Source organism: Aliishimia ponticola (assembly GCF_004803475.1).
Taxonomy (GTDB): Bacteria; Pseudomonadota; Alphaproteobacteria; order Rhodobacterales; family Rhodobacteraceae; genus Aliishimia; species Aliishimia ponticola.
In genome coordinates, this window is the sequence record NZ_SRKY01000010.1 from 1 (window position 1) to 9,684 (window position 9,684).

Annotated in this window: 7 protein-coding genes and 1 pseudogene; 4 read left to right on the top strand and 4 right to left on the bottom strand. The window is 58.0% G+C overall.

Features of this window, described 5'->3' with window-relative positions:
- On the top strand, positions 1 to 762 hold a 762-nt coding region (locus E4Z66_RS19705), incomplete at its 5' end, for a sigma-70 family RNA polymerase sigma factor (protein ID WP_168797844.1).
- Between the two features lie 110 nt (positions 763 to 872).
- On the opposite strand, the gene E4Z66_RS19430 is transcribed toward E4Z66_RS19705, so the two are convergent.
- The gene (locus tag E4Z66_RS19430) at positions 873 to 1,271 is read right to left on the bottom strand and encodes a transposase (protein WP_136464753.1); all 399 of its coding nucleotides are present in this window, start codon (positions 1,269 to 1,271) and stop codon (positions 873 to 875) included.
- Between the two features lie 142 nt (positions 1,272 to 1,413).
- Between E4Z66_RS19430 and E4Z66_RS19435 the strand changes: the two are divergent.
- Positions 1,414 to 1,979: pseudogene (locus E4Z66_RS19435) on the top strand (IS5 family transposase); the annotation flags it as partial.
- A gap of 195 nt (positions 1,980 to 2,174) precedes the next feature.
- Here the strand turns inward: E4Z66_RS19435 and E4Z66_RS19440 are convergent.
- From E4Z66_RS19440 to E4Z66_RS19450, 3 genes are all read right to left on the bottom strand, one after another.
- Positions 2,175 to 3,821 carry a BCCT family transporter gene (locus E4Z66_RS19440; RefSeq protein ID WP_136464757.1) on the bottom strand — a complete coding sequence of 549 codons (1,647 nt, stop codon included), beginning with the start codon at positions 3,819 to 3,821 and terminating at the stop codon, positions 2,175 to 2,177.
- Between the two features lie 160 nt (positions 3,822 to 3,981).
- The gene (locus E4Z66_RS19445) at positions 3,982 to 6,492 is read right to left on the bottom strand and encodes a CoA transferase (protein WP_136464754.1); all 2,511 of its coding nucleotides are present in this window, start codon (positions 6,490 to 6,492) and stop codon (positions 3,982 to 3,984) included.
- 28 nt (positions 6,493 to 6,520) lie between these two features.
- Entirely contained in the window at positions 6,521 to 8,185 is a 1,665-nt protein-coding gene (locus E4Z66_RS19450; protein WP_136464755.1) for a GMC family oxidoreductase, read from the bottom strand.
- 190 nt (positions 8,186 to 8,375) lie between these two features.
- Between E4Z66_RS19450 and E4Z66_RS19455 the strand changes: the two genes are divergently transcribed.
- Positions 8,376 to 9,281: a LysR family transcriptional regulator gene (locus tag E4Z66_RS19455; RefSeq protein WP_136464756.1), complete on the top strand. Its 906-nt coding sequence runs from the start codon at positions 8,376 to 8,378 to the stop codon at positions 9,279 to 9,281.
- A 168-nt stretch (positions 9,282 to 9,449) separates the two neighbouring features.
- Positions 9,450 to 9,684, top strand: a 235-nt coding sequence (locus E4Z66_RS19460; protein ID WP_211097190.1) for a transposase, incomplete at its 3' end; no start/stop codon positions are given.

The following is a 9,684-nucleotide window of genomic DNA, read 5'->3' on the forward strand; positions in this document are numbered from 1 at the left end:
ACCTGTTTCTTGCACGAAAGCGTTGCCGAAGATTTCGTCGCGCGACCCAAGCCGTATTTGAACCGCAGGTTGCTGACCCGGTTTCGTGATGGCGACAGGTCCGTTTTCCTGTTTCCGCAGGAACAGGCACCGCGAAACGCCGGGGCCGGGCTGGAAATGTTTGTTCTTGAATACTGCCAGGAGACATTCGATTTCGAGAGCTCCCTGGCTCATCAGATTTTGAACGCGATCATTCCAGTCTATATAGCGGCGCATACCGGATTTAATGTCAAACGCTGCCTGCATGAAACCGAGTTGTCTGTTGGACATATACAGGAATCCGGTGGCAATCCGTTTTTGTTCGAAGTCGACCCACAAGACCCTTTCAGCCTGTCAGAAGCCGGACATGGCCCGCGCGGCGTTTACGGGGTGTCCCGCGATAGCTTGATCGCGGATCAGGCGACGGGAATTGCAAAGTCTCTTTTGTTTTGCCAGGCACCAAAATTTCAACTGGTTCTGCAGGAACAAGCGCTCGTTCGTCACGCCCTCGAAGGGTTTACGGATGTTGAGATTGCGCGGGCCATGAATGTGTCAAGAGACCGGGTCAAACAGATTTGGCAACGCATCTATGCACATCTGGAGGATATCGTTCCCGAGCTCTTTTCTTCCGTCGCATCCCCTGTTGAAGGTGTGAAACGGGGAGGGGAGAAGCGGCGCGTTTCCGTTGCATATCTGAGATCACATCCGGAAGAACTCAGGCCACGAGTCTTGCGGCGAATTTAGAGCGGCAAAACTGTAAATGACAGGGATCTTAGCAACTGTATTTCTCAGACAGTCTGCGGAGCCTATTTCTGTCCTGATTTGACGAGTGCGTTGACGATTGTGACCAGCTTTCAAGCGACTGCTGTGATGACGACCTTGTGCGGTTTTCCGGCGGTGCGCAGGCGATCTGCGAAGTCTTTCAAGACCGCGTTATGGTGGATTGCGACGAGCGCGGATTGGAACATCTCATGCCTGAGCAATCGTCTGCCACCGCCAATGGCGCGCTTGCCACGCATCGCGCCGCTGTCGTGTGCAATAGGCGTAAGGCCTGTGAGCGCGGCGGCTTTTTCTCCCGTGATCTGACCAAGCTCTGGCATTTCCGCGATCAGCATTGCGCTGGCAACTGGGCCAATTTCAGGAACGGAACGCAAGATGTCAGCTGTCTTGGAAAGGTCTTCATCGGTTGCGATGACCTGTTCGATCTGGGCCTCCAGCTTGGCAATCTGCCGGTTCAGTAAGTGTTTGTTCATTGAAGAACCTGCAATTGAAGGCGATCAAGATCACTGGCCCCAGACTTGCGATCACCATCGCTTTGTCAGAATCAGTGACACTCCAGTTTCCATAGCATCGACTGCTGAAACTACCTCACGACCGACGCTTTATAGCCGTTGAAAGCGCTGGAGCGAAAAGGGCATATTCGCGCGGATGATGGTGACGCTGGCTGCCGAGCACGGCGAACAGAAGACAGTTATGATTGACGCGACCTACCTGAAGGCACACCGAACAGCGACCAGCATGGGCGTGAAAAAAGGGGGCGTGGCCGCCTGATTGGCCGGACCAAAGGCGGCATGAACACCAAGTTGCACGCCATCTGCGACAGCCAGGGACGCCCGCTTAACCTCTTCGTCACCGCTGGACAGGTCAGTGACTTTATCGGCGTACGGGCATTGTTGGGCGGTTTGCCAAAGGTCGAATGGCTGCTTGGAGACCGAGGCTACGACGCCGACTGGTTCAGAGATGCGTTGAAAGACAAAGGGATACGCGCCTGCATCCTTGGGCGAAAACAACGCAAGAAGACCGTGAAATACGACAAGCGCCGCTATAAACGTCGCAACCGCATTGAGATCATGTTCGGTAGGCTCAAGGATTGGCGGCGCGTCGCAACCCGCTACGACAGATGTCCCAAGGTCTTCCTCTCGGCCATCGCGCTCGCAGCCGTCGTCATCTACTGGCTATGAATCCTGACCTTAAACCAACGACACCGAAAGTGCGGACTTTGATTTTTGCCAAGCTTGTGCCCATCCTGTCTGGCCGGTTTCGCAGAACATTGCCGCGATGCAGAACGATGTCAACAAGCGCTCATACAGAACAGTCAGGAGTGTGAAGGGCGCCGCAGAGCGAGTTTCAGGGCCTCGCTCTGCAGCAGTTTGCCATCAGGCTTCGAGGTGTACGCTTTGCACACCGTTTCGTTCACGAATTCCGTCTTTAATGACAGCCTTGACCAATGCCACGCACATCAGGAACATCACAAAGCTGAAGGGCAGCGCACCAATCACCATGGCTGTCTTGATCGCGTTGAGCCCGCCAACCAGAAGCAACCCACCCACGACAAGGCTGAGTGCGACGCCCCAAAAGATGATGTGAACCCGGCCTTTCGGGCTTTCCTCTCCAGCGGCGTTGATGGTGTTGACGATCAGGATCGCGGAATCCGCCGTTGTGACCAGATAGGTCAGCAGGAGGACCACCACGATGGCCGCCATGATCCAGGCCAGTCCACCACTCAGGATCAGGTCGAGCATGACAAAGAGCTGGCTCTCTTGGCCGGCACCGGAAATGGCATCGCCTGCGCTGCCGTTCAGCGTCATGTCGATGGCGGTACCCCCGACAATGGTGAACCAAATGAAGCACATCAGCGACGGGACCACGATGGCACCCATCACGTATTCCCGGATGCTGCGCCCGCGCGAGATACGGGCAAGGAACACGCCCACGAAAGGCGCGAAGGCGATCCACCACGCCCAGTAGAACACCGACCAGCCACCCTGCCATGAGGCGAGCGCATCGCCGGTTTCCGTGCCGTCAGCGTGCCAGACGGTAAACAGAAGCTTGGGCAGTTCGGTCAGGTAGGCGATCAACCCCGAAAACAGCGCACCAAGGCCAAAGAAGGTGGACCCGAACAGGATGAAGAAGGCCAGCAGAAAAAAGCTAAGCCCCATGTTCAGGTTCGACAGCCACTTGATGCCCTTGCCCACACCCGAAAGCGCCGACAGGGTCGAAGCCCCGAGGATCGCGATCAGGGCAACCACGATGCCTGCAGCAGTGGGTTTCCCGTCGGCCATGACGATCCAGTCTCCAAAGCCCACTCGGTTAAGCCCGGCGACAAATTGTTCAACGCCAAAACCAAGGGTTTGCGCCACGCCAAGGATAGTCGCCACAACCGCGACAATATCCACAACATGCCCGACAGTACCCGACATGCGCTTGCCAAACAGCGGGGTCAGCCCGGAACGCACGGTCAGCGGGAGGTTCCGGCGATATGAAAAATACGCCAGTGAAAGCCCGACGAGCGCATAGCAGGCCCAAGCCGGCAACCCCCAGTGCAGGAACGACCATACATACGCCGCAGTCACGTTATCCGCCGCGGATCCAGTCGTTTCGCCCATGATGACATTGGGGTTGTTGGCGAAGTGATACATTGGTTCGGCGGTGGCAAAGGTCAGCATGCCGATGCCAATGCCGGCGCCGAACATCATCGAAAACCACGAAAAGCGCGAAAATTCAGGGCGGTCGTCAGGCAGGCCCATTTTAAGGCGTCCAGTCATGGGAATCAGGGCCAGCGCAATGCAGAGAATCAAGAACAACGCTACGACGTAGATATACCAACTCGCAAAACTCTTGAGCATCGCCCCGTTCATCGCGTTGAGCACGGCGGCCGCGTTCTCGGGCACGCTGATGGCCCATACGATCAACGCGGCAACAAGGATTTTGGACGGGATCGCCACGCTTTTGGCAAAACCGGAATAGAAACCGGTGTCTGCGGTCGGAATCTCAAGATTCATCAATGGGGGTTTATCTGCCATGTTTCCTCCGTTTTGGCACTTAGGCGCGGACAGCCTCCTCCGTTCGCCAAACATCTGTTTGACGTGACAATCCCGAACCTGATGGACAATGCAGTGCGCCAAGAAATCGACGCAGTGCAGCACGACGAAGGAAGCAGACCGCACCCTTCGCCCCCGGCCCTTAACTGGGCAGGTATTCTGTACTCCAACTTTCGCTAACCTGGCCGGATTTCAACATCCGCTCGATCGCGACATCAGAATATCCGAGATCAGCGAGGATCTCTCGCGTCGACGCGCCAAATTTCTCGGTTGGAGGCAGGGCAAATACCCGCCCGCGCGAGGGGCGGACAGCATAGGGATCCAGTTGAATGACTTCATGACCGCTCGGGTGATCAGCGTACTGCGAGAAAGAATAGCTGCCCCGATCGGTGCCGGGAGTGCCGTCTGGTTCGCGCAGGTTTTCCGACCGTAGCGCCTCGATGTTGTGGCAGATCGCGCAGCCGATATCTGCTGCACGCAAGCGCGCGATCCATTCGGTCGCGGGATGCGATTGGAATGCGCTGGCTAGGTATGCCGCGCGCTCCTCTTCAGGGATACCAGGCAGGTCTTCGAGGTTTTCGACATTGCGGAACCGCGGCAGATCAGACTCGTAAGCGCTGAGCAGGATATAGACGCCCGAAGCGGTGCTGTAGAAGCGGCTGAGGGGATCATAGCCGTTGACCTCAGGGCCAGACGGCTCATCGAATAGCCCGCGCCCACGGTAGTCGTATGCAAAGGGCATCTGCAGCAACCCGCTGTTGGCGCTAAGCGAGGTCCGTCCACGCCCGATCCGCCCAAAGCGGTGCTTCTGATAAAGCGCAGCAGCGACAGCTAATGCGCCACCAAATCCGCACATCACGTCAATGGTGCCGACATGGGCGTGTTCCTCGGGACGGTCCATCGCGCCGCCAAAGCGCAACATGATACCCGTGGTGGCCTGCACCAGATCGTCATAGCCGATGTAATCGGTGCGCACGCCGCGCCGCACACCGCTGAAACAATCGAGTTTGCAGAAAATCGCCTCGGGGTTCAGTTTGCGAAGGCTGTTTGCGTCCAGACCCATGCGCTTGATCTGGCTGTCCGGCGCGTTCCAGAAGATCACGTCGACGGATTTCACCAGATCCTCCAATACCTTGCGTCCGTGTTCGGACTTCGCATCGGCAAGGATCGACTTTTTCCCGCGTCCCTGGCTCAACCCATAGATCACGGTGTTCCAGCTGTCATAGAGCGGTGTCGCAGGGTCGAGCTTGATAACCTCGGCCCCGAACCGCGCCAGATAACTGGCGGCATGTGGCCCGGCAATCACGTTGCACATGTCCAGTACGCGAACGCCCGACAGCCAGCCCTCTTGCTCGATCCCGTCTTCGGGGTCAGGAATGTCGGTGCGCAGCTTGCGCAGCACCTTCAGGGCCTCATCCACCTCGGCCCAGCGGCGCGGTTCGGGCGCTAACGCGTCTTCTCCGCTTTCCTCCATCCAGACCACCGGGCCGGGTTGGGTCATTTCGCCATAGACCGGGTCCCAGACATCAATCATCAAGCCGGAGGCTTCGGCATATTCGTCGTTAATCCACTCTTGCAGCCAACGCTGCGGCGCACCCGGAATGCCCGCGCGTCCGAACATGCGCTTCCATTCATGTGAGGTGCGGGTCATAAACACCTCTTTCATGCGCGCGGCGATCTTGTCGGCCCATTCCTTCGGCATCGGGTAAACGCCAAGCGAGGTATCGGACACCCACTCGGACTGCGGTTTGTAGGTATCGTCCTCTTCCTGCAGCCCCTCTTCGATCATCTCATCGTAAAGGCCCAGCACCTCAAGGCAGCGGCGCGCGTGGTGTTTGTGACTGGGGCAGACCACGTAGAACATACGCCCGTCCTTACACATGTAACTGCGAAAGAACGGGTCGAGCAGTTCCTGCAGATCCTCGTAGGACACATTCATCGGCAGACCTTCGACCCGCCGCCGTTCGATCTCGATCTCGCGCTGGGTCAGGTAGCGTTCCGGCATGTCCGACACCTTGATGGAGTTGTAGCACAATCCCTCCATCACGGCTGCCGCCAGCGGCACCTCGATCTGGTCGCCCAAGCCGGTCAACTGACGTGATTGCAGCGCCAGCACGGTCGCCGAGGCCGCGATCTGCGAGGCATAAGCGGATGACAGCGGCAGCGGCGAGAACGAGGGGTTCAACCCCATCAGAACGCGGTTCAGCCCCATGTCGGTAAACACGCCCGAACTGGCCGCAACCACGCTTTCAAAGGCCCGCAATTCGCGGTGCTCGGCATCGTTGGAGGCAAAACCCGGCAAAGAGACGGTGATCAACTCGGGCCGCTCTTCGCGCATCGCGGCAAAATCAATGCCCAAGGCGGCCAGTTTTCCGGGGCGGAAGTTTTCGACGATGATATCGGCCTCGGCGCAAAGCGCGCGGGCGTCGGCCAGCCCTTGCTCGGATTTCAAATCAAGGTTCACGATCAGCTTGTTGCGCATCAACGTCGCATTGGCCGGGCTGTCCCACATCGGCCCGTCGGGCGGGTCGATATGAACGACAGTGGCGCCAAGGTCTCCAAGCAACATCGCAACGGCGGGTCCAGCAATGTACTGCCCAAAATCGACCACTTTAACCCCGGTCAGGGGAAGGTTGGAAAATGAGTTACGCATGTTTCCTCCGATTGACAAAGACGCCGACCTACTGGCCCGCAAGGATCCAGCGGGCCGCCTTTTCCGCGATCATCAGCGTCGGGGAATTGGTGTTTCCGCTGGTGATTTCGGGCATGACGGACGCGTCAACGACACGCAGCCTCGACACCCCCTTGAGCTGCAGATGTGGGTCGAGCACGGCGGAGTCATCCTCTGCCAGTCCCATTTTGACCGTGCCAACCGGATGGAAAATGGTGTTGGCGATGTCGCCGGCCAGTTTGGCAAGGTCGTCGTCGCTCTGGTACTGCGGGCCGGGCTTGTATTCTTCGGGCGCGTAGGGCTGCATCGCGGGCTTCGACATGATCTCTCGCACCTGGCGCAGGCTGTCGGCAGCGACCTTGCGGTCATCTTCGGTGGACAGGTAATTGGGCGAGATCATTGGCGCATCGCGGAAATTGTTTGAGCGGATGCGTACACGGCCCCGGCTGGTGGGGTTGAGGTTGCAAACGCTGACCGTGATCGCCGGGAAATCGTGCAGATCCTCGCCAAAGGCTTCAAGGCTGAGAGGCTGCACGTGATATTCCAGATTGACATGCGTCCGGGAAGGATCAGAGCGGGTGAAGGCGCCCAGTTGGCTGGGCGACATGCTCATTGGGCCGGACCGCTTCAGCAGGTATTCCGCACCGATCATCGCCTTGCCGAACATGTTGCCGGCAAGGGTGTTGAGCGTGCGCGTGCCCTTCACCTTGTAAACTGCGCGGATTTGCAGGTGATCCTGAAGGTTTTCGCCCACCGGCGCGTCACGCAGAACCTCGATCCCGTGCTGTTGCAGCAGCGCCGCCGGGCCGATCCCGGACAATTGCAGAATTTGAGGCGAGTTGATCGCTCCGGCCGACAGAATGGTCTCGCGGCGGGCTTTTACCGACACGGTCTGGCCCTTCCGGTTGACCTGCGCACCGCTGCAACGCAATGCGCCGTTCTCATCCCTTGCAAAGGTCAGCTTCTCGACTTGGGTCTCGGTCCAGATTGTTAGATTGGGCCGTGATTTCACCGGGCGCAAAAACGCCTTTGACGTGTTCCAGCGCCAACCCGAGCGTTGATTGACATCGAAATAGCCGACCCCGGCATTGTCGCCGCTGTTGAAATCGTCGGTTTTGTCGATCCCCGCCTGTGTCGCCGCATCGGCAAAGCTGTCAAGCACGTCCCAACGCAGGCGCTGTTTTTCCACCCGCCATTCGCCGCCATTTCCGTGCAAGTCGGAAAACCGGCTGTTGTCGCCGGTCTTCGGGTCGGCCCCGCCATCCAGCTTCTGATGGTCCTCATGAGCCATGAAATCGCGCAGGCAGTTGTCCCAGTTCCACGCGTCCTCACCGCTGAGCTTGGCCCAGTTGTCATAGTCACGCGCCTGACCGCGCATGTAGATCATGCCGTTGATCGACGAACAGCCGCCAAGTGTCTTGCCACGTGGGTAGCGCAGGGTCCGACCGTTCAGACCAGTGTCGGCCTCGGTATTATACATCCAGTCGGTGCGCGGGTTTCCAATGCAGTACAAATAGCCAACGGGAATATGAATCCACGGGTAGCTATCGACCTTCCCGGCCTCCAGCAGAAGCACCCGGTTGCCGGTATCCGCGCTCAGTCGGTTGGCAAGCAGACAGCCCGCCGAACCCCCGCCAATCACGATGAAGTCGAAATCGTCCCCGATTACTGACATCGTGGCACGCCCTCCTGCTTGCTCAACGGCAGTGAGGAAAGCACCAGCCCGCAGCGCTCCGCCCCCAAGCCGAGGCGGGTTGGCTGCGGTGCGATACGCTCCTCCCTGCGTATCAATTTCCGAAGGTGTAGAAAGCCAAAGGGCACATTCCTAATGACTTAATTTTCAGCTTGATATTAAGTTTCTTAATATGAAGAGATTCTTTAACCCCAACAACATCTTGGCCTTCGTGACAGTGGCACGAGAAGGCAGCGTCTCGCGTGCAGCAGAGATTCTGCACCTTACCCAGCCAGCGATCAGCCACCAGATCAAGCGGTTGAGCGAGGAGACAGGAATCACCCTGTTCAGGCGCACTGCGCACGGGCTTGACTTGACCGCAGATGGCGAAACCCTGCTGCCCAAGGCCGAGCAGGTTTTGAACGCGATGGCCGACCTCCGACGCATCGCCAGCACGCAAAGCGGCCAGATCTCGGGTAAGCTGCGGATCGGCACCATTGTGGACCCCGAATTCATCCGCCTTGGCCAATTGCTGAGTGGCCTGAAAAAGAACCACCCTGGAATCGTTACCGAACTCGTTCATGGGATCAGCGGTGAAATCCTTGATAAACTGAAACGCCGAACAATCGACCTCGGTTTTTATCTCTGCGACCCCGAAGAAATCGGCCACATCCCGTCGGAACAGCAACTTCATACCCGGAAACTGGCTCAGTTTGACTATCGCGTCATCGCCCCGGTGGGCTGGGAAGCGAGGGTCGTCAATGCGTCATGGGCTGAACTCGCGGCGCTGCCATGGATCGGTACAACTCCGGTTTCTGTCCATAATCGTCTTTTGACCAAGGTGTTTTCTCGTCACGGCGTCGTGCAGAATTCCGTGGCGCTGGTCGACCACGAGGCGTCGATGCTGGAAATGGTGCGATCAGGCGTCGGACTCAGTCTTTGTCGAGAGTCAATCGCGCTACACCAACGTCAGGCCTACGGTTTAACTATCTGCGAAACGCAACGAATTCCTGCCTGCCTTTGCATCCTAGCTTTGGAAGCGCACAAAGACGTGCCGATAATGGCTGCGCTCTTCGATCAACTCGAAGCCGTCTGGTAGGTAGACTTGGCTGGTGGGAGCCGCTGTTGCTTCAAAACAGAGGGTACTGTTGCCCTCCTGTCGCGTACCCTTAATTCTGAGACATTGCGCGTTAGGGTGAGGATGGGCCTTGTTGCACAAATCGGGTGGGGGATTGACTGCATGAATCCATCATGATGGCTGGATGGCATGAGCAGTTGGTCCCCTACGAAGTACAAGACCACGAACTGGTCGGCTTACAATGACGCGTTGAAGCGGCGCGGATCGCTGACGCTCTGGTTTGATCCAGAAATGATATGGCGAGCGCCACCGACGGGCAAACGCGGCCGACAGCCGAGCTTCAGCGATGCGGCGATTGAGATGTGCCTGACGATGAAGGTGCTGTTTGGCCTGCCGTTGCGGCAAACGACGGGGTTCGTGCAAA

Excerpts from the sequence above, each read along its gene's own strand:
- E4Z66_RS19430 (WP_136464753.1), bottom strand. The coding sequence starts at position 1,271 with ATGAACAAACACTTACTGAACCGGCAGATTGCCAAGCTGGAGGCCCAG.
- E4Z66_RS19440 (WP_136464757.1), bottom strand. The coding sequence starts at position 3,821 with ATGGCAGATAAACCCCCATTGATGAATCTTGAGATTCCGACCGCAGAC.
- E4Z66_RS19445 (WP_136464754.1), bottom strand. The coding sequence starts at position 6,492 with ATGCGTAACTCATTTTCCAACCTTCCCCTGACCGGGGTTAAAGTGGTC.
- E4Z66_RS19450 (WP_136464755.1), bottom strand. The coding sequence starts at position 8,185 with ATGTCAGTAATCGGGGACGATTTCGACTTCATCGTGATTGGCGGGGGT.
- E4Z66_RS19455 (WP_136464756.1), top strand. The coding sequence starts at position 8,376 with ATGAAGAGATTCTTTAACCCCAACAACATCTTGGCCTTCGTGACAGTG.